The 24,354-nt window shown below is 38.8% G+C and carries 22 protein-coding genes and 2 pseudogenes; 6 read left to right on the top strand and 18 right to left on the bottom strand.

The features are described from left to right. Positions 1-50 precede the first annotated feature (50 nt). The 9 genes and pseudogenes from B5771_RS08340 to B5771_RS08305 form a co-directional block, all read right to left on the bottom strand. On the bottom strand, positions 51-1,022 hold the full coding sequence (locus B5771_RS08340) for a hypothetical protein (protein WP_088187113.1): 972 nt from the start codon (positions 1,020-1,022) through the stop codon (positions 51-53). Beyond that, the gene (locus tag B5771_RS08335; RefSeq protein ID WP_088187112.1) at positions 1,003-1,554 is read right to left on the bottom strand and encodes a sigma-70 family RNA polymerase sigma factor; all 552 of its coding nucleotides are present in this window, start codon (positions 1,552-1,554) and stop codon (positions 1,003-1,005) included. Before B5771_RS08335 ends, B5771_RS08340 begins: the two co-directional genes overlap by 20 nt. 186 nt (positions 1,555-1,740) lie before the next feature. Then, entirely contained in the window at positions 1,741-2,184 is a 444-nt protein-coding gene (locus B5771_RS24765; protein ID WP_242966804.1) for a hypothetical protein, read from the bottom strand. A gap of 9 nt (positions 2,185-2,193) precedes the next feature. After that, positions 2,194-2,295, bottom strand: a pseudogene (locus B5771_RS24760) (zinc ribbon domain-containing protein); the annotation flags it as partial. Positions 2,296-2,572: 277 nt separating this feature from the next. Continuing rightward, a complete protein-coding gene (locus B5771_RS24755) occupies positions 2,573-2,884 on the bottom strand; it encodes a recombinase family protein (protein WP_242966788.1) in 312 nt (103 codons plus the stop codon). A gap of 129 nt (positions 2,885-3,013) precedes the next feature. Continuing rightward, entirely contained in the window at positions 3,014-3,976 is a 963-nt protein-coding gene (locus B5771_RS08325; RefSeq protein ID WP_282433336.1) for a recombinase family protein, read from the bottom strand. Between the two features lie 75 nt (positions 3,977-4,051). Beyond that, entirely contained in the window at positions 4,052-4,516 is a 465-nt protein-coding gene (locus B5771_RS08320; RefSeq protein ID WP_047812164.1) for a hypothetical protein, read from the bottom strand. Between the two features lie 865 nt (positions 4,517-5,381). Further along, positions 5,382-8,573 (bottom strand): fibronectin type III domain-containing protein, encoded by a 3,192-nt coding sequence (locus B5771_RS08310; protein ID WP_088187109.1) that lies wholly within the window; start codon positions 8,571-8,573, stop codon positions 5,382-5,384. An 88-nt stretch (positions 8,574-8,661) separates the two neighbouring features. Then, complete coding sequence (locus B5771_RS08305; RefSeq protein ID WP_088187108.1) at positions 8,662-8,919, bottom strand: DUF2442 domain-containing protein; 258 nt, start codon at positions 8,917-8,919, stop codon at positions 8,662-8,664. Between the two features lie 188 nt (positions 8,920-9,107). Between B5771_RS08305 and B5771_RS08300 the strand changes: the two genes are divergently transcribed. Continuing rightward, a complete protein-coding gene (locus B5771_RS08300) occupies positions 9,108-11,588 on the top strand; it encodes a LuxR C-terminal-related transcriptional regulator (RefSeq protein WP_088187197.1) in 2,481 nt (826 codons plus the stop codon). A 16-nt stretch (positions 11,589-11,604) separates the two neighbouring features. Here B5771_RS08300 and B5771_RS08295 read toward each other — a convergent pair whose 3' ends face one another. The 8 genes from B5771_RS08295 to B5771_RS24750 all read right to left on the bottom strand — a co-directional run bounded on the left by B5771_RS08295 (position 11,605) and on the right by B5771_RS24750 (position 18,119). After that, positions 11,605-13,143, bottom strand: coding sequence for a recombinase family protein (locus B5771_RS08295; protein WP_088187107.1), 1,539 nt, complete (start codon positions 13,141-13,143; stop codon positions 11,605-11,607). A gap of 14 nt (positions 13,144-13,157) precedes the next feature. Continuing rightward, a complete protein-coding gene (locus tag B5771_RS08290; protein WP_282433335.1) occupies positions 13,158-14,198 on the bottom strand; it encodes a recombinase family protein in 1,041 nt (346 codons plus the stop codon). A gap of 2 nt (positions 14,199-14,200) precedes the next feature. Continuing rightward, on the bottom strand, positions 14,201-14,767 hold the full coding sequence (locus B5771_RS08285) for a recombinase family protein (protein ID WP_172408196.1): 567 nt from the start codon (positions 14,765-14,767) through the stop codon (positions 14,201-14,203). A 250-nt stretch (positions 14,768-15,017) separates the two neighbouring features. Then, positions 15,018-15,515, bottom strand: a complete 498-nt coding sequence (locus B5771_RS08280; RefSeq protein ID WP_088187104.1) for a PaaI family thioesterase — start codon at positions 15,513-15,515, stop codon at positions 15,018-15,020. Between the two features lie 172 nt (positions 15,516-15,687). After that, on the bottom strand, positions 15,688-16,215 hold the full coding sequence (locus tag B5771_RS08275) for a DUF3795 domain-containing protein (RefSeq protein ID WP_172408195.1): 528 nt from the start codon (positions 16,213-16,215) through the stop codon (positions 15,688-15,690). A gap of 199 nt (positions 16,216-16,414) precedes the next feature. Next, positions 16,415-16,618, bottom strand: a complete 204-nt coding sequence (locus tag B5771_RS08270; protein ID WP_088187102.1) for a helix-turn-helix transcriptional regulator — start codon at positions 16,616-16,618, stop codon at positions 16,415-16,417. Then, on the bottom strand, positions 16,619-17,107 hold the full coding sequence (locus B5771_RS08265; RefSeq protein ID WP_088187101.1) for a DUF3796 domain-containing protein: 489 nt from the start codon (positions 17,105-17,107) through the stop codon (positions 16,619-16,621). A 625-nt stretch (positions 17,108-17,732) separates the two neighbouring features. After that, entirely contained in the window at positions 17,733-18,119 is a 387-nt protein-coding gene (locus B5771_RS24750; protein WP_242966787.1) for a hypothetical protein, read from the bottom strand. Positions 18,120-18,463: 344 nt separating this feature from the next. On the opposite strand from B5771_RS24750, the gene B5771_RS08255 reads away from it, so the two are divergent. From B5771_RS08255 to B5771_RS08245, 3 genes are all read left to right on the top strand, one after another. After that, the gene (locus B5771_RS08255; protein WP_088187100.1) at positions 18,464-18,922 is read left to right on the top strand and encodes a hypothetical protein; all 459 of its coding nucleotides are present in this window, start codon (positions 18,464-18,466) and stop codon (positions 18,920-18,922) included. Positions 18,923-19,051: 129 nt separating this feature from the next. Then, positions 19,052-19,315 (top strand): hypothetical protein, encoded by a 264-nt coding sequence (locus B5771_RS08250; protein WP_088187099.1) that lies wholly within the window; start codon positions 19,052-19,054, stop codon positions 19,313-19,315. 15 nt (positions 19,316-19,330) lie between these two features. After that, positions 19,331-19,591, top strand: coding sequence for a hypothetical protein (locus B5771_RS08245; RefSeq protein ID WP_088187098.1), 261 nt, complete (start codon positions 19,331-19,333; stop codon positions 19,589-19,591). An 828-nt stretch (positions 19,592-20,419) separates the two neighbouring features. Here B5771_RS08245 and B5771_RS08235 read toward each other — a convergent pair. Further along, a pseudogene (locus B5771_RS08235) lies at positions 20,420-20,975 on the bottom strand (XRE family transcriptional regulator). 120 nt (positions 20,976-21,095) lie between these two features. Between B5771_RS08235 and B5771_RS08230 the strand changes: the two are divergent. Both B5771_RS08230 and B5771_RS08225 read left to right on the top strand, forming a co-directional pair. Then, the gene (locus tag B5771_RS08230; protein ID WP_088187096.1) at positions 21,096-21,692 is read left to right on the top strand and encodes a LysE family transporter; all 597 of its coding nucleotides are present in this window, start codon (positions 21,096-21,098) and stop codon (positions 21,690-21,692) included. Between the two features lie 177 nt (positions 21,693-21,869). Continuing rightward, positions 21,870-22,379, top strand: a complete 510-nt coding sequence (locus B5771_RS08225) for a DUF2284 domain-containing protein (protein ID WP_242966786.1) — start codon at positions 21,870-21,872, stop codon at positions 22,377-22,379. The last annotated feature ends 1,975 nt before the right edge of the window (positions 22,380-24,354 follow it).

Raw genomic sequence — 24,354 nt, 5'->3', positions numbered from 1 at the left:
CATTATAAAAAGCTGCTCTCTTATGAGAACAGCTTAGTCGGGCTAAAATATTAGTCAACTTTTTTTAGTACATAGTAACTAGGTGCTACGCCTCCATAGATATAATTGCCAGTTTTCCATTCGTAAAACATATAAGTATTTCCGTTCATAACCTTAATTTGATATTTGCTCGCAGTTTTGTCTTTTTTGTTTATGATCATTCCTTTTGTCCATGTGATTAAATCTCCTGAATATTTCCCTGATGTTGTTGCAAAATCTATTTTACCATTATCATAGAAAGTTAATCCTGTTAGAAATAAATCTTCCAAAGAACGCTTAAACCCAGGGCGAAATTCATTGATACTTGCAACAAAATCCACGCTTTCCCATTTTCCTTTTACTTGCTTATCATCGACAAACGGATAATCAGTTTTATCATGGTTAATTTGTTCTACTTGATAATTTGAATAATCATTATTGTCAACCTTCTTTAATACATAATAACTAGGAGACATATTCCTAAAAATGTAATCACCACTCTTCCATTCAAAGAACATATATGTCGAACCATTTATGTCTTTAATTATATAATTGCTCGCTGTCTTTTCTTGCTTATTAATTACTTTATCCTTTGTCCAGGTGAATGAGGTGTACGTTAATTTCCCATTATCCGTCGCATTAAGCATCTTCCCATCCTTAATAAAGGCTAATGCTGTAAGATATAATTTTTCATCTGTCGACTCTTTACCAGGTCTAAAATCATTAATCTTCTGAACAAAATCAACAGATTCCCATTTCCCAATTACCTGAGGATCATTAATAAATGGATAATTTGTATTATCTATTTTTCTTAAGATACCTGCGCCCATAACTATAACAGCTACTAGAGCTATGGAAATAATTGCCATGATCCTCTTATTTCTACTTTTGCTACGTCTATTATTTTGATAAATATTCCAGATAGACGTGAAGGATTTAGGCTGAGAATATTGATTTAGGACTAAATTTAATACATCTTCTATTTCAGAGTTTGCTTGCTTCACATAGGTTTCCCCCTTTTAGCAAAAATTCAAAATTATTATTCGGTATGCTCTTACGGAGCGTATTTAATGCGGAATTCAGCCTCGACTTGCATGTACCTATAGGTATTCCCAAACAAACTGAAATTTCGTTTAATGTTAAGCCAGAGTAAAAATGCAAGATAATTACTTCTTTGCCTTTAAGATTTAAATTATTTACCGCCCTCCACAATTCATGTTCCTCTTCGCTCTTAAGAATATAGTTTTCTATAAACTCAGCAGAGCGAATTTCTGGGATTTCTCCAAAAAATTTTAACCATTTTTGTTTTCGGATCATATTTCTGGTGATATTTACAGCTATTTTGTATATCCAAGGTTTTAATGGCTTAGAAGAATTGTAAGTATTAAACTTTCGAAACACTTGTATAAACGTTTCTTGGGTAATGTCATCTGCCAATTCAGATGATTTGGTCAGAAAAAAAGCTGTTCGATAAACGAAATTAGAATGTTCATTAAAAATTTTTTCAGCCGTTTCCCTAACTATTTGGTCACTCACAATATCCCTCCTCCTCTGTTTAATAATCTACTATATATACACATCATGTACTAAAATGGTTCGATCAATAATAGTAAAAATTATAATTAGCTGGACATTGTCGGTTAGTATTTCTCCGAACAATTTTAGGATACCTTAAACGGGTTTACTCAGGAGAGTATTAATTTTTAGCTTTAAATTCATTATTCACCACAAAATCTCCTTTACCTTCGCCCCCACCTTAAATACAAACTCAACCTCGACCATCGACTCTACTCTAACCTTCTCAACTACCTTCCGGAACAATTCCCCATCAAACTTATCCACCAGCTTACCATCCCTAGCATCCAGATAGGCCTTGAACTCTCCTACCAACCTACTCCTCCACGCCCTCTCGGCTTCATCGTTCTTCATCCTCTGCCTATGCGAATGCAATCTTTCAATTTCAACCGTCAAACTCGAATATTCCTGATTATTCCGAACCGTATTCATCAATTCTTGCTGGAGTTCCGCTATCTTGACATCGATAGTCTCGTAGTCAAACTCCGGACCACTAGTCTCTTCTAATAAATAGGCTTCTCTGTTCACAATAATTTTGTTCATTGCCCGTAAAAATGCCTTCTCTAAAGCCTTCTCTTTTACCGCCTTCATATCACAATCGCCACCAGTTTGATGGTTAATACATATCCAGACAATCTGTAGATTCTTACCACTTCCCCATCTAGAACGCCGGAATTTCGAGCCACAATTCCCGCAGAACAATTTACCGGAAAAAGCATAGTCACTGGTGAATTTGCTTTTTCCTGTCTTGGAATATCCCCGTAGATTTGACCGTCTTTCGAATTCCGTCTGTACCGCAGCAAACTCTTCCTTTGAAACAATAGCTTCGTGACTATCCCCTGATCGTCTTTGGTGTACCCGAGGAATTTGTTATGGTTAACTAAAACCTTGCCCTCCTGGAACCTGTTACTTATACCCATCTTGGTTATCTAAGATAAATTGGAACTCTCTTCTTGGGCCAGACTTCCGAGCAAAGTTATTAAAAATTCTCCCTTCGAATCCAGTGTATTGACAGCCTCTTTTTCGAAAAATATAGCCCCCCCTTCTCCTTAAGTTGCCGTACATATTTCAATGTATCTAGCGTATTGCGAGCAAACCGGCTAATTGACTTAGTGATCACCATATCAATCTTGCCCGACATACACTCATCTATCATGCGATTGAATCCTTCACGCTTCTTAGTGTTGGTACCACTAATTCCCTCATCCGAGAAAATATCAACAAATTCCCAAGCTGGATTGTTCCGGATATATGAGGTGTAATGCTCAACCTGCGCCTGATAGCTCGACAATTGCTCTTCATTATCTGTTGAACCCGAGCATAAGCACAAACTCTGAGTTTTGCGGTAGCCTCTAAACCTTTCAACTCTTGCATCGGTTTTGCTGGAATCACTGTTACTGTTGCCATTATAAAAGCCTCCTTAGAAAATATCGTAGCCTCGCTTCAAGGTATAAGTTTCCTCAAAAGCAAGGCCGTTTTTAAACTCAAATATTAATTTGGTTCGTTCTTTGACTATTATTTTTTCGACTAACTTATTGTACAAGTCATCACTGAATTCTGTGAGGCTGACTCCTTGGGCTTCAAGTATGGCTTCAATCTCCAGAGTTCTAGCCAATCGAGTGTCTCGCTTATTGACTTCAGTCATCCAATCGGATCGTTCCGTCTGAAGTTGGGTCAAGGTTTTGACAAGTTTATCGTGTTCAGCCTTCAGCAATTTATGGTCTGCGTAACTCTCTATTAAAAAGAGCGCCCGTTCCTGTTTGATGAGTTTCTCAATTTCCTCATCTAACTTCACGATGCGCTCATTATCTAACTCGGTTAACTTTTCTTTTTCTAGCTTTGCCTTATAATGTCCCAACAGCTTAGCCCGGTCAGCATAAAGCCGGTTAAACATCCTCACAAACAAGCCTTTAATAGTTTCTTCTTTAACCCTCCCGACCCTACATAAATTTTTTCCTTCTATTATATATGTGTTGCAAATCCAGCAAACCTTTTCCGCGACCGTCCCGCAATTGTCTATATGCCTTTTAAATTTATTCCCACACTGGCCGCAAACAATAGTTCCAGTCAAAGCATAGCGGTTTTGGTATTTTTCTCGATCACCCTCAATGTTTCCTCTTGCTTTGGCCCTAAGTGCCATCAATTCCTGAACTTTCTCAAAATCCTCTCTGCTTATAATGGCTGGGTGACTATCTTTTACGTAGTACATTGGTGCTTCGCCAGAATTTCTCTTCCTATTATATAGGGCTGTTGTTATTGTTTTTTGAAGGCGTGCATCCCCGGCATACTTCTCATTTTTCAAAATATCTCGAATGCTTGATTCAGCCCATTTAATCTTTCCAGAGATATTTACAACTTCATCAACTTCAAGACCTTTGGCTATGCGTTACAAAAATTCTTATTTAAGTCCGATAAAAAAGGTTCCGTAAAGTAGACAACCGAATTATCATAAATTACATCACCTTTTGATAATTCTAGCCTTTAATTCTAAACCAATAAATAACAAGAAAGACGGTATAAATGAGAAAAGGGGTGCTAAGTTTGCATTATAAAATAGGCGGCCGGTATTGTCCAAGAAACCAACCATCCAATTTGAGTCACATGTGTAGTATGCATACACCAGTCGCCATCCTGATGGATCGTTGCTATTAAAACTGTCCGGCCAATTGACATAACAATAAAGCCATACCAAAAGCCCAATAATAGCTGGTAATATACAGGATAAAAAGTTCTTATATTTTGTACCTTTTGGAGTTAATAACAATCCTAGGCAAATACATAACACTACGGATAATAGCCCAAATAATCTTGGTACCACTGTGGACGAAGAAAAAAACTTGCCCATTATAGGGGAAAAAAAGAACAGTACCATGACGTCTAAGCCTAAATGCAGTAAAAAAGCTTTTATATTATTTAGAACCATTCATTTCACTCCTTCTTGATATTAAATACACGCCACATTCTTGAAGATTCGTGATCAAAACCAAAATAAGAGAAATAGCATAGATACTTATCTTTAAGCGTGATTTTAAACGTGCTACCTTGAATAAAATCATAAGAAGAATAGTAACAGAACCTTTATGCTTAGGCGAATAGTAACTGGAATTGGTTTCTACGTACCGTTCAATTATCGGTGATAATTTACCAATGGTGTAATTGGGTATATTCGCAAAAATGATCAAAGAAATTAATAAAGGAATATAATTTGCAGCTAAAATATTTTTAAATAATAACCCGGAAATAAACTTAATTAATGTATACGAGACCAAAATAAATGGTGATAATAAGGATGTACATATAATAACTAAAAACAACGATGAAACAAAATCTCTTATTGCGTTAGTTGTCTTAACCAATTTTCTATACCCCTTAGATCATTTCTTCTCTTTAATACAAGCAATCTAAATATCTCACACCTCCCCTGAGAAGTAAGGGGAAATTTGTAATAAAACACGAAAATCCCTTTCCACTATTGTGAAGAGGGATTTGCCATTTCAAAGATGTGCCCAGCTTTTATTGGAATATTTTACTAAGTTAACTCTATTTTTACTTCTAACATGTTCTTCCCATGAACGCACTCTTAACACATTCTTAACATTTTTGGCCTATTTCAAAAATATCCCATCCACGAAACCATTGCTACAAGCGACTTTCAAAATGTTAGTGTTTTCAGAACCGACACGGTCTCAACGTGCCGCGAGTGCGCGATTTGTCGGTTTAGCAAACACATAATAAATCAGCCGATGAGATTTTGTTCAATCCCATCGGCTGATTTTACCAATCTTAAATTATTTTACAGTGAAGGGAACTCTCAAGCCCTGTTTAAGAAAAGAACTATCGATCATTTTTACTCCTGTAGTTATATACAAACTATAATTTTGGCCCATGACATACAACTGCATAGGTTTAATGGTCAAAGTAGTATAATTCGTCGCCGGATCATTGGCAAATTCATAACTCACAGGTATCCGTTTACCTGTTTTGCTATTGCAGATAAAAATACTTGCTTGATCCACACTTTTTGGATCCACTTCCCTATTGATGACAATCTTCCACATCTTATCGGTAGATACTCCGCCAGCAATACCACTTACAGGAAATAAGGCATATTGCTTCTCATCCGGCAAAGTCGTGTCTTGAATTGTGAGTGTTGACGTGGCTTGACTTCCCAGATAAGCTCCGCCTGTGGGGCTGCTTAACGTTAGATTCACTGTCTCATCATTTTCCAAGATATTGTCATTGGTGATCGGAATGGTAAAGGTCTTACTTGTTTCTCCATAGCCAAAGCTTAACTCCCCGCTTGTTGCGGTATAGTCTTCTCCAGCTGTTGCAGTGTTATTACTTGTGCTGAAGTGAACTGTGACCGTCCCGTCACTGCCATAAAGACGATTGACGGTAATCGTAGCTGTCCCGGCGTTTTCATCAACACTGTAGGAAGACTGGCTGAACTGCAGCTCGCCTGGATACCAGGTCCAGACGGGGGGCGGGGTATTCGCTGTCCATTTGGCATACATTGTTATATTCCCTGTCACAGTATCACTGCTAAAATTCCAGGCATGAGTACAAGAGGACTCTTTATACCAGCCACCAAAGGTATACCCTGCTTTCGTCGGTGCGGTCGGAGCGCTTATAGTCGCACCAGTGGTTACGTTTGTTATACTTGACACTGCACTACCGCCTTGCGCGTCAAAGGTTACTGTATAGGTCGTCGGAGTTGGCGGTGGTACTGCATCAGTAGTTACAGTCACTATATTTGAATTCCCCGCATTTTCTCCCCCGGTAACCACCAACCTAAAGTCATAACTGGTTGCCGGACTAAGGCCTGTCACTGTGGCTGTTGTATCACTAGCAGCTATCGCACTTGTGGTTGCCGTTGTCCAGCTATTACCTCCACTCGGAGTCTGCTCGATGACGATGCTGGTTGCCCCGCTTACTGCAGGCCAACTGAAGGATGCTGTGCTGGAGGTCTTTGCTGTATTGGCAAAACTTGTGGTTGGCGCTGCATCGGTAGTTACTGTCACGACATTAGAGTTCCCCGCATTGGCTCCCCCGATCACCACCAAACGGAACTCATAACTCGTTGCCGGGCTTAGACCGGTCACGGTGGCTGTCGTTGCGTCAACCACTATAGCTGATGTTGTTGCCGTCGTCCAAGTATTGGCTCCACTCGGCGACTGCTGGACGATAATCCCTGTTGCCCCGCTTGCTGCTGTCCAGCTGAAGGTCGCTGTGCTGCTGGTCTTTGCCGTATTTGCAAAGTCTGTTATTGGGGTTGCATCAGTGCTTACTGTTACTGTATTAGAGTTCCCTGCATTGGCTCCCCCGGTCACCACCAACCGGAATTCATAACTTGTTGCCGGGCTGAGGCTGGTCACTGTGGCTGTTGTGTCACTAACTGTTATTGCTGAAGTTGTGGTTGCCGCTGTCCAGGTTGTCCCTCCATCCAGAGACTGCTGGATGACAATGCTGCTTGCCCCACTTACTGCAGGCCAGCTGAACGTCGCTGTATTAGAGGTCTTCGATGTATTGGCAAAACTTGTGGTTGGCACTGCATCAGTAGTTACTGTCACTTCATTAGAGTTCCCTGCATTGGCTCCCCCGGTCACCACCAACCGAAACTCATAACTCGTTGCCGGGCTTAGACCGGTCACGGTGGCTGTCGTTGCATCAACCGCTATCGCCGAGGTTGTCGTTGCCGTCGTCCAAGTATTGGCTCCGCTCGGCGACTGCTGGATGATAATCCCTGTTGACCCGCTTGCTGCTGTCCAGCTGAAGGTCGCTGTGCTGGAGGTTTTTGCTGTATTCGCAAATCCTGTGGTTGGCGCAGATGGTGTGATGCTGTTTGACGCTGCTGACGGCGCACTTGTTCCCGCTGCATTGGTGGCCGTCACGGTAAAGTTATAGGCCGTGCCATTGGCCAACCCGCTCACGGTAATCGGACTGCTTGTTCCGGTTGCTGTCAATCCTCCAGGGCTGGAGGTTACCGTATACCCTGTGATGGCGCTGCCTCCGTCAGTTGTCGGCGCGGTAAAGCTTATCGTTGCCTGACCATTTCCTACTGTCGCGGTGCCAATGGTCGGCGCACCGGGGGGATTAGCTGCTGTCGCAGTCGCTGGGTTACTTTCGTTATTTCCTATGGCTGTTGCAGTTACGGAAATGGCATCACCTACGTTTAGAGCAGTTAATCCTCCAACTGTCCAGATTCCACTTCCATCTGCAGTTACTGGCGATTGAATTGCTCCATTTACGCTAAGCTTTACGCTAGCACCAACTACCGCTGTCCCAGAGACGCTGGTAGAACTGACTAAAACCGGGGTTGTGATTGTTGGTGTTGGTGTCTGTTCCAACACCGTGCCCCCATTACCACCGGATACTAAGATGTCGGAATTGAGATGCAAGGCGGGACGGACGGCAGCTAAATCGGCTTGGTTGGCTGGGAAGGCTAGGATGCTGTTACCATTTACGATAAAGACGTAGTTGGTTTGGCCGTTCACAGGAGTGCGAAGCCACCAAATATGCGAATTAATAATAACACTTTCTTTAAATGTATTAAATTCGCTGAAGCTAATCAATCCAATCTTACAATCGACGCTGCTATGTGATCCGCCCGAATTATCCTCAAGGGTCCAGCTAGAGGATTGGATTAGTGCACGATCTGCGGGGGGCAAGCTGTTGTAAAAATTATTATTCAGGTAATATGCAAGGTTGTTTGGATCATTCTTATCAAAAATCTGAGTGTCATCCGAATCAAACGCCATGTTGCCGCCATAATAACCCTGCATAAGCAAGTAACCTGTGCTAGGATCTACGACTATCCATGTTTGGCCACCGAAATGCACCGTGTTACCACTGGCTAAGGAGGATAATTTTACGGGCGTCGAATTTGCTGCTGAGGCTAACCGGGGAACACCCAATATACTGGTTACTAAAAACATAAAGGTAAATACTAAATACACAAACCGCTTCAATTGTCTTTTCATTTTCCATCCCTCCGGATATCGATTTTCAAAATAATTACTGCTTGAGGTTATAGGTTTGCCCTGCCTTACATAATCTTCCTTTCGATATTTAATCCCGGATTGCAAACAGGATATTATCTACAGTAAGCCTGACCGGCAGGATCGTTTGCTTCCGACCGCCCGCCTCCGGCCAATAGAGAGCTTTATCTTCGATTTCCACCTTTCGGAAACACTCAAGATCATTTAGCGCCAGGAAAGGTAAGGTTTTTATCAATCGTTGCATATTAAAGAGAACTTTATGACCCTGCTCAAATTCTATCAACAACTTAAAGTCATCCTGCGCCGTTACTTTGATAATCTTACACATAGATACACCTCCTCGTCGGTAAAAAAACAAAAAAATTACTCCTCCTGAGTAATCATAGAGAGTATTTTCTAGTTTGTGTATCAGCCGTTCGGCGTATTTTTATTGCTTAACAAATTTTTATTTACTTTCGATAATAATATATAGGCTGTATTGGATAGGCTTTAATGATCAGAATAGAGGAATTTGAATTGAAAGTAAAACAAACGATCTATAGAAAACGTGTTTTTGATAGGCTATCAATTCTTTACGATTATCCCCTGACGATAGTTGAAGCGCCTATGGGGTTTGGAAAAACAACGGCAGTCAGAGATTTTTTTCGTTTTAAGAAACGCAGTCCCCTCTGGATTACCTTCCAGAGTTCAGCAGAATCAACCTCCATGTTTTGGGATAAATTTGCTGATGAACTTGGAAAAATCGATAAAAATGCCACTCTGACCTTAAAAAGCCTTGGTTTTCCTGTTGATATACCCCAAGTCGCCAAGGTATTGTCCCTCTTGAACAACATGGATTTTAAAGATAAAACTGAACTGGTCATTGACGACTTTCATCTCTCACCCAATAGTCATATTGCCAAGTTTCTGCAGCATATTGTGGCTGAACAAGTGGATAATCTTCATATCGTTATTATTACCAGAGATACCAGCCAGCTCAACTTTTCTGAGATGCTTGCCAAGGGACTGTGCTATGTCATATCTCAACAAAGCTTAAAATTTAGCGAGCAGGAAATCCGAGACTATTGCTTAATGATGTCCGATACAATATCGGAGATCGATGTGCAAAAAATCAATGAATACACTGACGGCTGGATTTCTTTAATTTATTTAATATTGCTTGGATTGGAAAATGGCATTCCAGTGGGCATGAATAGTTCCATTGATGAACTTGTGGAAAACGTGCTTTTTGACGTTTTAGATGAGCATATTCAAAATTTCTTACTTAAGCTTTCCTTAATGAATGATTTCACAGTCAAACAAGCTATGTTTGTTACTCAGGAGGATAAGACCCTCGAAATTCTCAGAAAGCTTCGTAAGGAAAATGCTTTCGTCACTTATAACGAAGCGAAGAAAACCTATAATATTCACAATGTACTACTGGATTTTCTGCGGCTTAAACAACACTTTCAAATAGAGGAACTCCAAGGTCTCTATAAACGTCTTGGAGAATGGCATCTTGCGAACAGGGACTTTAAAACAGCATATGCCTGCCTTTATCGATCCGGCGATCCAGAGCAAATTCTTACTCATCTCAACAATCCCAGAAATATTACCAAAAGTCTTTCTGACTTCGAAGGTTCTCCTCAGATGTTTGAAAGCTTACCGCTGAATTTGCTTAACAAATATCCCCTTGCCTATCTACAGCATATTCTGCTCATGATTATCGGCGGAGACAAAGATAAGCTATCCGCCTACACCAAGAAATTAGAAAACCTAAGAACAACCTATGAGCAAATAAACAATATTGATGAAACCTACCAAAACAGAATTATTGCAGAGAGCCTGATTATTAAGAAGTTTACATACTTTAATAAGCTCGAACTCAACGATGATACGAATGACAAAATCATCCGACTTCTGAACGGACAACAATCCTGGATTATGCGCCGGGAGGATGAGTTTACGTTTGGCTCTCCCCATTTACTGTATATCTATTTCCGGGATCAAGGCGGCTTCAAAAAACTAACCCGGGCTGTAACCGCAAAGTTTATGGCTTATGTTCAATTTGCCGACGGTTGCGGCACAGGCTCTGACTCTTTAGCAGCCGCTGAATATGCACTGGAAACCGGCAACTTGGGGGAAGCTGAACTGAACAGCCACAAGGCAATTTGTAAGGCCCGAACAAAATCACAAACTGGCATTATAATCTGTGCCACCTTCAATCTAATCCGGCTTTATTTTCTGCTGGGAAAAATCCCTGCCGGATTAGAATTGCTTAGACACTTAGAAAATGAAGTGTTACAGGTCCACAATTCAATTTATTATACAACCATTGATATCTGCAAGGGTTATCTTCATGCTTGTCTGATGCAGCCGGAAATAATACCCTGCTGGCTGCAGACAGGTGATATGACGGAAACCGATTTTTACTACCAGGGTATTGCTTTCAATTATATCGTTTATGGCAAAGCTATCCTTCTTTCCAAAAATTATATAGAGCTAGAGATTCTAGCGGAAAGCCTTGATGAGCACTTCTCTCACTATAAGAATCAATTGGGCTATATTCATAAACATATTTTTGAGGCTGTTGCAAAATATCATTTATATGGAATTGACGAAGGTATAGCGGCTCTGGAGAACGGTTTAGCCAAAGGCCGTGCCGATGATATCGTTATGCCATTTATTGAAAATGCTCCTCATATTATGGACATGCTTAACATCATCGCCTCGCGAAGTACAAATGACAAATACCTCCAAAAAATTCTCGATTTCAGTGTACAATACAATGACAGCCTCAGAAATAGTCCGATCAGCAAAGTCCAGTTGTCACAAAGAGAAATCGAAGTTCTTTCTCTCACTGCTGAAGGCTTGAGCAGAGATGCAATCGCAGCACATCTGTGCGTGGCCTTGGGAACGGTGAAAACACATTTGCAAAATATTTACCAAAAACTTGAAGTCAACGGAAAAGTTTCTGCGATCAAAGTGGCTAAAATGCATGGGTGGCTAAAAAACTAATCGCCTATAATAGTTGTTATTCCAGCACTTCCCTCCCCATAACCCCAACCTTAAACACAAACTCCACCTCAACCATCGACTCAATTCTAACCTTCTCAATCATCTTCCGAAACAAATCTCCATCAAACCTATCAAGCAGCTTACCATCCCTAGCATCCAGATAGGCCATGAACTCTTCTCGCATTCTATCTCTCCATGCCCTCTCAGCCTCATCGCCCTTCAACCTCTGCTTATGGGCCGTCAACCTTTCAATCTCAGCAGTCAAACTCGAATATTCCTGATTATTCCGAACCGTATTCATCAATTCTTGCTGGAGTTCTGCTATCTTGGCATCGATATCTTGAAAATCAAACTCCGGACCACTAATATCTTCTATTATATAGGCCTCTTTAGTGGCAATATTTTTATTCATTGCCCGCACAAACGCCCGTTCCAAAGCTTTCTCCTTAACAGCCTTCATATCACAATCGCCACCAGCTTGATGGTTAATACATATCCAGACAATCTGTAGATTCTTACCACTTCCCCATTTGGTACGCCTAAATTTCGAACCACAATTCCCGCAGAACAGTTTACCTGAAAAGGCATAATCACTTGTGAACTTACTCTTCCCAGTCTTGGAATACCCTCGCATATTCCCCCGTCTTTCGAACTCCGCCTGCACCGATGCAAACTCTTCCTTAGAAACAATAGCTTCATGACTATCCTCAACATAATACTGGGCTGCATGTCCGGTATTTTTCACTCGCTTTTTACTTAAAAAATCTATGGTATACGTTTTTTGCAAGAGCGCATCCCCCATGTACTTTTCGTTCCTCAGAATTTTGATGACGGTGCTATCATACCACCGTGAACCACCTGCCCCAGTGAGTATCCCATCCCTTTGCAGATTACTGGCTATTTTATAAGAGCTTTTGCCATCAAGAAACTCCCTAAATATCCGTCGAACTACCTCAGCTTCTTCCGGCACTATAACTAACTGGCCCTGTTCATCCTTGGTATACCCGAGGAATTTATTGTGGTTAACTAAAACCTTACCTTCCTGAAACCTGTAACTGATACCCATCCGGGTGATCTGAGACAGATTTGAACTCTCTTCTTGCGCCAGGCTTCCGAGAAGAGTTATTAGAAATTCCCCTTTAGAATCCAAAGTATTAACAGCCTCTTTTTCAAAGAAAATAGCCACTCCCTTTTCTTTTAACTGACGTACATATTTCAAAGTGTCGAGAGTATTCCTCGCGAACCTACTAATGGATTTTGTAATCACCATGTCAATCCTACCTGCCATACATTCATCAATCATGCGGTTGAAGCCCTCGCGTTTCTTGGTGTTGATGCCGCTGATACCTTCATCACTGAAGACCTGTACGAATTCCCAGTCTGGATTATTCTGGATATATGAGGTATAATGCTCAACCTGCGCCTGATAGCTTGACAATTGCTCCTCATTATCTGTTGAAACCCGAGCATAAGCACAAACTCTAAGTTTTGCGGTAGCCTCTAAACCCTTTAACTCTTGCATCGGTTTAGCCGGAATAACCGTTATTGTTGCCATTAATAAAAACCTCCCTAGAAAATATCGCGGCCTCGCTTCAAGGTGTAACTTTCCTCGAAAGCAAGGCCATTTTTTAACTGGAATATTAACTTGGTTCGTTCCTTGACCACTATTTTTTCGACTATCTTTCGATACAAATCATCGTTAAATTCTGTGAGGTTACCACATTGGGCCTCAAGTATGGTTTCAAGTTCCAGAGTTCTTACCATTCGATTATCTCGCTTATTAATTTCAGCCATCCAATCGGATCGTTCTGCTTTAAGCCCAGTTAATCTGACCACGAGATTTTCGTGTTCAGCTTTCACCAAATTGTGGTCTGCATAGCCCTTTCCTTCTATTAAAAAGAGCGCCCGTTCTTGTTGGATTAGGTTTCCAATTTCCTCATCCAATTTTCCGATGCGCTCATTATCTAACTCAGTTAACTTTTCCCTTTCCAATTTTGCTTTATAGTCTCCCAGCAATTTGGCCCGGTCATCACAAATCCGGTTAAACATTCTCACAAGCAATCCCTTAATTGTCTCTTCTTTAACCCTTCCCATACCACACGATTTTTTTCTTCCTATTATATATGTGCTGCAAATCCAGCTAACCGACTCGGCAATCGTACCACAATTATCTATATGCCGTTTGAAAGTGTTCCCACAGTTGCCACAAACTATAGTTCCTGTTAGAGCATATCGATTTGTGTATTTCTCTCGATCACCCTTCATGTTTCCTTTTGACTTGGCCCGCATCGCCATCAATTCCTGAACCTTATCAAAATCCTCTCGACTAATAATGGCCGGATGACTGTCCTTTACATAGTACATTGGGGCTTCGCCAGAATTTCTCTTCCTATTATATAGGCCCGTTGTAATGGTTTTTTGAAGGCGGGCGTCACCAGCGTATTTCTCATTCTTCAGTATATCTCTTATGCTTGATTCAGCCCATTTAACCTTTCCGGAGATGTTTGTCACCTCATCAGCTTCAAGGCCTTTGGCTATGTGGGAAACTTCCAGACCGGAAAGATAGTCTTTAAAAATTTGTCTCACAATAGTTGCTTGTTCTTCATTAATTATCAGATTGCCCTCTCGGTCTTATCATAGCCAAGGAAGCGCTTTGTGTTAACTGAGAACTTACCTTTCTTGAAACGCCGTTGGTTACTCCAATGCATGTTTTGGGATATGGAGGCCAGTTCTTCCTCTGCGACTGAGCTTAGGATGGATAACATAAGCTCACTTTCGGCGGTTAAAGTGTTAATAGCCTCCTTCTCGAAGTGAACTGCAATCCCAAGAAGTTTAAGTTTACGGACAGTTTCCAAACAATCTTGAACGTTGCGTGCAAAACGGCTTATTGATTTTGTTATGATAAGGTCAAACTTTTTATTTTCAGCATCCTGAACCATCCTCATGAACTCTAGTCGTTTTTCTATGTTCTTGCCGGATATACCCTGGTCGCTATAAATGCCTGCAAAGGTCCAAGCTGGATTGTTATTTATATAGGAAGTGTAATGCTGGACTTGGGCTGAAAAGCTTTCCTGCTGCTCGGATTGGTTAGTGGAAACCCTGACGTAGGCGCAAACTCTAAGTTTTTTGAGAGGCACTGGTGCTTTCTCAATGGTGCGTATCTTTTTCGTGTCGCTCATCTCCCTTCTTAGAAGGCTTGTGGGAACATATTGGTAGGAAAAAAATATCCTACGCCGGGTTAATAGAGTCCCGGTGTAGGACATGATAGCTCTTGTATGGGGTGGATGGCAAGTATTAGTTAAGAGCTTTAATAGATAAGTCTTTAACGAAAGTCATTTGTTTACCATTTATTTGAGTCCACTAAAAATGATTATGAAAAGAGCTGCCATATACCTTGTGGCAGCTCTCGAATTCCATTTTATGTGGAGGTTAACCTACTTTAAAAATCATGCAGGTGCCCACCCCGTGAGCATATAATTCATTATTTCCGTCCATTATGCGTCCTTCAACAGTGGCTAGTTTCCTTCCGATATGGATGGGCCTAGCCTCACAGCACAACAGTTTGCTTTGAGTATTGACAGGCTTTATAAAATTCACTTTAATCTCAATCGTCGAACAGGTTATGTTCTGTGGGAGCGTTGTAAGCACCGCGGCTGTCATGGTGGTGTCCAGCAACGTGGAGAGAATTCCCCCATGAACGGTAGCAAAAGGATTATAGTGTTGCTCTCCAGGATCAAGTTCAAATACCGCAAAGCCATGGTCAACTTCCTTGATCTGGTACCCGATCAGTTTTGCAACCGGTGGCTGGCTGATTTTACCGTCCCTTATGGCCCTTAGATAATCCAGTCCAGAAATGGATGACACCGCATCCCTTTTGTTTATTTGAGGATCGTCCCAGACAATGGTCCGCTTTCTTTCGATATCCATAAAAGACCCCTTTCATTAACCAAAGTACCTTTCACCGCCTAACATCTTCGCTTCATTGGAATAAATATCCTTCTGCGTTCCATATAGAACGTTATGACAAAAGCACCCACATCTTGGTGCTATTTTTATTGAAATTGTTTAATAGAGATACTAGCATTAGGGATGGGGGTGTTTATAAATTATTGTAGTCTTTTACTTTGTCTAAATCCCTGCCGCATTTAATACACTTAGGAGTATACCATGAAAAGTCTGTTTGGCATTCTGGACATTTCCAAACTCGTTCCTGCTCTTTAAGCCATTGATCAACTCCAATACTTTTTATAGTCATAAGGTTTTTGGGGATGATTTGTAAATGTGGCAATTTGTGCTCTTTTGAGAAATTTCGTAATAATTCATTATGTAAATTACATGGATAATCAATACAATTTATACAATGTTCCAGTTTCTTGTTAATGGCACAATCTCGTATTATGCATTTACGGCAGTTTTCAAATAGTATATCAGTCTTACAACCATTACACTTTATCTGTGATGGTTCAAAGTTTAAACGTGGGGCAATTTTATCTTCATAACCATTCTTATAAGCATGCAGAACAATACATGCACCACAATAAAGTCCGCAATAAGAGTCATAATTATAATCACTCATAGAATTGTCATTCCTTTCTCTTCTTAAGCGAAAACTTTCCCCTACTAACATACATTCAATATATTTCCTGGATATTCCTCCCATATATTCATGCTAAAAATTTTTATTTATCATTGAGTCTGATAATGGAGGTTATGAAAATAGCACCAGCATTCTCAATTAAGTAGCTGGTGCTATTTTCATTCCTACGAACCGTCGAACCAGAGGTTGGCGGAGACCCTTATACAATTTATCTTGTTCGGTATAATAACTACTCCGTATAAGTGAATATTTCTTCGATAGGAACATTAAATATTTTTGCAATGTCAAAGGCTAATTTTAAAGACGGATTATATTTTCCGGCTTCCAAATGGACGATGGTTTCACGACGAACACCCACTAAATTGGCTAATTGATCTTGAGAAATTTCTGCCAAGAAGCGATACTTTTTTAAGTTCGTTTTTAATGTTGCCATTTATTCACCATACACTTCAAAGTATTTGAGTACCAAAGGAAAACTGAAAAACCCTATTGTATAAATAAACTCAATGCCGGAATAGATAATATCCTTATACATACCTGAGTCTTTCATGAAAAATAACGATAAAAGTCCTAACATAATTATTGCATAGCTTGGTAGACTGGCTTTAAAAAGATTTTTTCGAAATCTTTCGTCTGCGGTTGTGCGATAAAATGAAAACCAAACAAACCAAGAAAGCAGAAAGAACCATGTCGCTTTGCCAATTATAGGGCCAATAATTCCAAGAAATCCAATCAAACCAAGTAAAGCTATTGGGTTGAAATTCCTGAAATTTCTTTTCATAAAAATCGCCTCTTGTTCAACTCCTCCGTTATTTTTATGTCTCGATATTATACTGGAAACAATAATGAACATAATACTTACGAACCAAAAAAACCACCAATTCCATATCTCTTTCCCAATTATAGTATTAAAAAAAACCATTGAAATCGCCTCTTAGTTATATATTTTTAACTCTTAGTTATAAATATATAACTAAGAGTTATTACTGTCAATACCATACTTATGCATTTAGCTGTAATTTAACTTTATGCATAGCATTGAGTCCGATAACAGACTATGACAAATGACAAGTTGTGGAAACATACAGAGGTCAAGAAACACGAAAATCAGGCTTAGGGAACTGAATTTCGTGTTTTAAATTCTGTCAATTGAGTGTTTTTGATCAAAGATGCTAACTCCAAAATACTCGTTATATCTTCGAATATCTATATAAGTTAATCGTCACTCTTTTATCTTATAATCCCAATGTCCACTTCGTGTGGGCAAATTGCTACATTAGATGGTATTTAAACCAAGATTTTATCAAAATCAATTTTCATAAACCTGAACAAGATATTAAAAATGATTCTTAGGAGGGATTATGGAATATTATATCTTTTTAATTCTTCAATGGATTGCACTAGCATTATCAATATTTACTCCTTATACAAGACAATTTACAATCCTGTTTTTTGCATTTTTGCTTTGTTCCCTTATTGCAGCCCATCGACTAAGAAATCGACGCATAATGAAATAAAATAGTTATGGCAAACCTCCAGCAACTTCGCTAGGAGGTTTCTATTTCTGTATATGCACGAAGAAAACAAAATCTAAATCTTATACAAAAACCACTTGCCTTTAGCTCATACTTCAATTGAAATTGCTTCATTAGCCCATGGATCTCACTCTGACAATCATAAATTCTCATTCGATTTCCGGCAATTTTCTCTTCAGATATTCGTTTAATCATCTCAACTTTAACAACGTTGCCTTCATGTCGAAAGCGAATCGGACGAGGTGTACCGGGGATATCGAACCATGCAATCATTTCTATAGGCGCCATAACGACTTTCATGTAACTAACCACACTTCGCCCAATCACCCGTGATACATTCCGTACATCCACCGATATGAATAAGTTTGTTCCGGCACACTGGGCATTGATCATGAGCAATCAACCACTCTTCACAGGTCTCCGTACAACAGGATTTCCTATTACACTCAGCACAAACATCTCTCATTTTTACCGCCTCTTAGTACATATATTTTGTTTATAGAACTCATGTTCTTATTATACCCACCACCTGTTTAAATTTTAATCATTTCTTACATAAAATTATATCAACCCTCACCGACAAAAAATTGATGAGGGTTGATGTACAATGAATCGAAACTTAAAAATTATAACTTTATTGAGTAACTTGTATGGTTGAAGTAGTTTCCGTCGCGGAAGTTGAAGCACCATCTCCAGGCTTATCTGTCGCAGACAGCAGACAGCAGAAAGAAGATGATGAATGAGTGCTTTCTGATAAAGTACCACAAGGGTTTGATTGGTTTGTCGTTCAATTTTGGGACCTATTCGAAAATCAATGGGGCTATTTTGCTACTATTCGTATCAAAGACAACTGGCAGGCCGCCTGCACTCTTCTAGCCGGAATTATTATAGGTGGCTTTTTGATGCAACTGTTTCTCCGAAATATAACAAGACTTTCCTCTATAGATAAACTTGGAACGATGAAGTTCAAAGGACACTATATAAGTAATCCGACAACCACGTTGGAAGTAATTGATACTATGACCGCGATAATCGCGATAAAACTTTTCCCTGAAGAAGTATTTAAACAGAGAAATATTGATAGAGCGAGGATTATCGGTCGTATTCTCTGGGGGATTGTTGTATTCCTGATTGTATTTGGTCTTGTCATGAGTAGTTTTGTTATACTGGGGCCTTACAAAGACTTCATGTTTAAACACTAATCAAACGGCATCTTCAGTCTGAACTACTGATAATAACTCTCAATAATCGAGTCAATTTATTATGAATATATGTATGTTTATGCATACCAAATTCTCAGTAATCATTAGTATAGCAAGGAGGAACATCTAATGGCTGATGACTATATATTCTTAAGAGAACTTGATTTGCAAACAAACCTACCTGAAATGATTGTGCATTTAAAAAAAGATCGCCAGCTTCGTAATTTAGACAAAACTAACAAGAAAGAGCTGTTCGATGAATATTACACCTTCGTCAAGAACAATTTTCTCTCGGAAGGCCCTACTCAGGAAGAAAAGCGCAGCATGCAAAATGCCGCAATGGAAGATTTGTTAGATCGCGCACGACTGGAAATGAAGAAGGCTATGCATTAGAGGAGGTTTATGAACATGGATGAAGAAGCATTCCGGCGGGAGTTTTATTTTGCAACAAACTTTCCAGAACAGATTGCCCAAATTAAAGCTTCACGCCAATTCAAGAAATGGACTATACAAGAGAAATACGAAGTTTATGATAGTATATATAAGATAATTAAAAAATCTTATCTTTCACGCTTTGTATCAGAGGAAGAACAAAACAAGATAAACGATGCTGCCCTGGAACAAATCATAGAACGCGGCTTAGAAGAATTAGAAAAGTCTTTGCAGTAAGCCCAACGAACACTAAGAAATTGGATTGTTCAAAGGAGGACTTCTTTTACTTGTAAACCTATTTCATATACCCAATATACACGATTGTTTTAGCTGCAATTGCTAGATTACTCATACCTTTGAACGAAATTATACGGTTATTAATCTTGGCAATAGCCCTAGGAGGTTTCATGGACGGTCTAATTGTCCTATTTCTTAGGCTTACTGGATTGTTTGAATATATCAATTACGGACCCTTTGGATTTCTGGGCATACCCTTTTTCCCTTTAATTGCCTGGACATCTTACTTTCTCTTGTATTTTTATTTTCTTCCTTCTAACAAACAATGGATGTATTTTTATGTTCTTGTTGCATCTTTATTCAGTTTAATGTTTTCGAATGTTCTTGAAAACTTAGGTATCATAATATGGCATCACGGACGAATCTTAATCCCGTTTATCACCTATTTTGTTTGGCACTGTTTTTCAACATGGGCATTTTTAAAACTTAGCAAACCAATTAAAAAAAGCGACCTCAGCACTTTATTCGCTGAAGGTCGCTTAATTTTATATTGTAATGTACTATTCCCCCACCGGAAGTGAGGGCATAGCCTAATTGGTCTGGACATCTGTCAAAAATATTCTATTCCTGTACATGGCCAGTTATACCAGCTTTCAAATCAGCTCATCCCCAAAGCAATTGTACAGGATCAAATTGTCCAACATGCCGAATTGCGAGCACCACATTTCCGGAATTTCCGAGCCTTCATCCGGTAATAGACCACCTTCTTGGGTTCTGCGAAGTAGGATTAGTGGAAGTTGATTTTGCTGGTCCTGGATTTATAACATCCTATTGTGGATAGTAAATAACCATACATAATGTGCAGACTTCACTACCCGAATTTTTGTAACTATGTGGACTATCAGCCTTAAATCGGATTGAATTGCCTGTAGTTACTACGAAATTATCATTATTTACACTTATGATAACATCACCTGAAAATACAGTAATAAATTCTTGAGTACCATAAGGGTGTGCTTCTGCATCCAGATGACCCCCACCATCAATCTCAAGCGAGTACATTTCGAATCTTCGTTCACTATCAAAAGGAAATACTGGGAAATTCCTAAATCTTCCGTTATCTTCAATAAGTGGTTGTATTTCGGTTTTATCAATACACTCAATATCTGCTTCTGGTCTGCTCATTAACTGGGTAAAGGATATTTTTAAGCCCATTGGAAATTTTCCATACCGTTGATACTGTGGGGTTTACCTCGCCCCTTTCAATTTGACCGAGCATACTTTTGCTAACACCCGAAAGCCTTGATACATTATCAAGGCTTAACTTTCTCTCTTCACGAAGTCTTTTTAAGTTTTCGGCGATAACATAATTCAACTTATCCAAAATATTATCCCACCGTCCATTGACAATATAGTGCACGTATAATATCATTATATTGCACAACGTGCTGTATAAAAATCATATTGTATATTATATCACACAAAATAGAGAGAGGGGAGTCATATGCCGAATTTTACTGCTTTTTTATCGTATGTAGTTATAACGACCTTTACCCCAGGACCAAATAATATAATGTCCATGTCAAACGCCAGTCGTCACGGATTTATGAAATGTATATTTTTTAATATTGGTATTTTCTTTGGTTTCTTTACAATAATTGCTCTTTGTAGCACTTTCAGTGTAACACTTTTCCGTCTTATACCCTCTATAAAACCAATTATGACTTGCATCGGAGCTGTTTATATTCTATGGCTTGCATGGAAGACATATAAAAATGACCCTCATAATAAGGGTAATAGTGATAGCAACGACCAAAAGAAAACAAACACTTTCAAAGCTGGGTTTCTTCTTCAATTTGTAAATCCGAAGGTTATCCTTTACGGAATCACAACAGTTTCAACTTTTATTGTGCCTTACTACAGGTCTGTGATTGTACTAGCAATATTTTCGATAATTCTCGCTTCCGTTGGGTTTATAGCTACTTGTTGCTGGTCACTATTTGGTTCTGTATTTCAAAAACTTCTTGTTCAAAACGAAAAGATTATCAATATTGTTATGGCATTACTACTTTTATATTGTGCTATTTCATTGTTCTTTTAATTAGAAACGTAAATCAATTTTCATTTTCTAAGAATACAAGATTTCTATTATGAAAATACCGATTAGTTTAGTTTATATTATATTTATACTTTTTCGCATTGGTTGAATAACTAAAAATTGGGCAAAAATCATTGGTTATACTTATTAATCATTCTATAATAATCGGAGGTTGGTACAGTGGAAAAAGATGTTGTTATAAAAAAGTATATAGAATTACTACAGAGTTTAGGTTCTGATAGTATAAAATCCATTGATACAAAATCAATTGTAACTGCTCCTTGGACAATCTATAAATGCCAATTTGGATGTGGACGCTATGGAAAAAGTTGGTGTTGCCCGCCAAAATCTCCAAGCTACAAACAGACTCAAGAAATAATAGATTGTTACAATATGGCTATTCTTTTTAGGTGTCATGATATGTCTATTGTAACAGATATTGCTGTGAAGATTGCCAAAGAAATATTTCTCGACGGCTATTACAAGGCCATTGCCTTTGGTAGTGGTCCATGTTTGCGTTGTAAAGAATGCAATACACAAGGGTGCAATTTTCCCGACAAAATAGCTCCTGCCATGGAAGCTTGCGGAATAGATGTTTATCAAACGGTAAGGAATAATGGCTACGAAATTTCAACCTTGAGAGGGAAGGATGAAGTTCAAAATCATTTTGGACTAATACTTATAGAATAAATTGATTAGTTTAATTCACATTAACTAGGGCGGCTTACTATTGACTCGCTGAAACTGCTAATAATTTATATCGGAAAAATTGCTTATATCTGCATATTTGAAATAATTCCCATTGTTCTTATTCTGCCTATGATATATATCATTAACCAAACATGTCCTTTCGCCAGAATAATGGCTGCTCCAATCTTTCCGAAAATTAGTTGGCTTATTTTTGCTTGCAGTAAAAAACCTAAAGGCGACCTCAGCACTTTATAAGCTGAAGGTCGCTTTGCATATTTATTCATTTAGCAGACAACAACGAAGTTAGGACATTGTCAACTAAATGAATTTCTGTCAGGATATATTCAATACTATCGGATATACCAGTTTTTAAGATCCCCTTAAGCAACAGTAACGATTCTCATAGAGAGCTAGCAAAGCCGAATTGTGTGCCACCACATTTCTATCTTCCTTTGGTTGAGACCACCATCTTGGGGCTGCGAAGTAGGATAATGCGAAGGTTAATTTAAAGTCAGTCGTTACGGATGTATGTCTATTAAAACCGATAAACTCAAGCTCTATTCGGGCTTGAGTATTTCCGCATAACTTCATATAAATCCACAAGCATATAAACATTCTAATAAAAATAAGAGTTTGAGATGTGCCCAAATAATCCTAAAATTGTTGTCCACAAAATAAATAGGATACTGTAAAATGTTAGATATAACATATATTGTCTATGGAGCGGTTAATCAAAAATATCCTGGAATATTAAAGTCAAGGATGTCACTAAGCTGACGCTCTAAAAAACCCTTATCTGCAGGGCAAAAAAGTGAGGATTTTTTAGGAGGTGAAGAAAAATCAAATTAAGATATTTAGGGTTTATCTTTCTAAATATTTCAGAGTTATGTGTCTTATTATTTTTGATTTTTATTTACACATCTCCCTTTAAAACTTGTCCATGGTACGAACCTGACCCTTTAGGGTTTGTGTTCATAATTCCACTATCTTTGCTTTTATTACCTATAGGACTGCTTTTATGTGTTTTAAGTAGACCCCTTTCTATATCAAATATAAATAAGATGATACCATTTCTTTCATGTGCAGGACTTTTAATTCCTTTCTTTCTAATTGGAACCAGTTTCGATTCGTACAAACTCTGTCGATTCGCAAGCATTGGTAGTATAGTGGGTTGTTTGCTCTTTGGCGTAGTATTTATTACAACCATCACAAATTTAATTAGATTGAGGAAATCAGACCTGACCCACTAAATATTCTTAACATAATATGGATTGTTTTTACTGAGATTAGCGTTCAAAAAATTCAGGGGGATAAAAATAAATGATTACTATAACATCTCTCATATTAAATTTTTTGGCATAGATATTCCTGAACCTGGTCAACTGGTAACTTTAGAACATCAAGAGGAAATAATGATGTTAATCGCGACTGTCAAACCTATAGATAAAGCCGAATTGGGAGAAGAAATATAACCTGATGGAAATAAAATCACTCCATACCTAATAAAGGATGTAAAAGAATGGACTTAGTTAAATTAAAAACAACATAAGATTGTTGAACCTTGTGGAGGTGAGCTAGTGCTGGAGTTTATTAAAAAACACTATATGTCAGAAAAAAGGCTATGGATTAATATACTTGATTTTATTTATCCCATAGTCCTTTCTTATGTGATTTATGATAGGGGTATTTATTCTAAATCGATGCCGTTATGGTCTATTATTATACTTTGTTTCCTTTTTTGTTGTCGTGCTTTTTTAGCACTGTTGAATATAGTGAAAAATCGGAAAACAAAATATACTCAAAGATGATCCCCCTCAATAATTCACGGCACAATCCATATTTATCTAATTCCACTATTATCCTTTGTTTCCTGCAATAAGAATGTAAAAAGAGCGCCTAAAAACGCTCCGTTAGTTTCTACAATACTTATGTGACCATCCCCTCCAACTTTCCGGTTCGGTTATCCGATAGCTAA

Source organism: Desulfosporosinus sp. FKA, assembly GCF_002196785.1.
GTDB lineage: Bacteria > Bacillota > Desulfitobacteriia > Desulfitobacteriales > Desulfitobacteriaceae > Desulfosporosinus > Desulfosporosinus acididurans.
The sequence above is the reverse complement of the archived record's forward strand: the minus strand, read 5'-3'. Positions and strand labels throughout refer to the sequence as shown.

Coding starts and splice junctions, on each gene's coding strand:
- B5771_RS24765 (WP_242966804.1), bottom strand. CDS start 2,184: ATGAAGGCGGTAAAAGAGAAGGCTTTAGAGAAGGCATTTTTACGGGCA.
- B5771_RS08320 (WP_047812164.1), bottom strand. CDS start 4,516: ATGGTTCTAAATAATATAAAAGCTTTTTTACTGCATTTAGGCTTAGAC.
- B5771_RS08310 (WP_088187109.1), bottom strand. CDS start 8,573: ATGAAAAGACAATTGAAGCGGTTTGTGTATTTAGTATTTACCTTTATG.
- B5771_RS08305 (WP_088187108.1), bottom strand. CDS start 8,919: ATGTGTAAGATTATCAAAGTAACGGCGCAGGATGACTTTAAGTTGTTG.
- B5771_RS08295 (WP_088187107.1), bottom strand. CDS start 13,143: ATGGCAACAATAACGGTTATTCCGGCTAAACCGATGCAAGAGTTAAAG.
- B5771_RS08285 (WP_172408196.1), bottom strand. CDS start 14,767: ATGAGCGACACGAAAAAGATACGCACCATTGAGAAAGCACCAGTGCCT.
- B5771_RS08280 (WP_088187104.1), bottom strand. CDS start 15,515: ATGGATATCGAAAGAAAGCGGACCATTGTCTGGGACGATCCTCAAATA.
- B5771_RS08275 (WP_172408195.1), bottom strand. CDS start 16,215: ATGTTAGTAGGGGAAAGTTTTCGCTTAAGAAGAGAAAGGAATGACAAT.
- B5771_RS08270 (WP_088187102.1), bottom strand. CDS start 16,618: ATGGCAACATTAAAAACGAACTTAAAAAAGTATCGCTTCTTGGCAGAA.
- B5771_RS08265 (WP_088187101.1), bottom strand. CDS start 17,107: ATGGTTTTTTTTAATACTATAATTGGGAAAGAGATATGGAATTGGTGG.
- B5771_RS08250 (WP_088187099.1), top strand. CDS start 19,052: ATGGCTGATGACTATATATTCTTAAGAGAACTTGATTTGCAAACAAAC.
- B5771_RS08245 (WP_088187098.1), top strand. CDS start 19,331: ATGGATGAAGAAGCATTCCGGCGGGAGTTTTATTTTGCAACAAACTTT.
- B5771_RS08230 (WP_088187096.1), top strand. CDS start 21,096: ATGCCGAATTTTACTGCTTTTTTATCGTATGTAGTTATAACGACCTTT.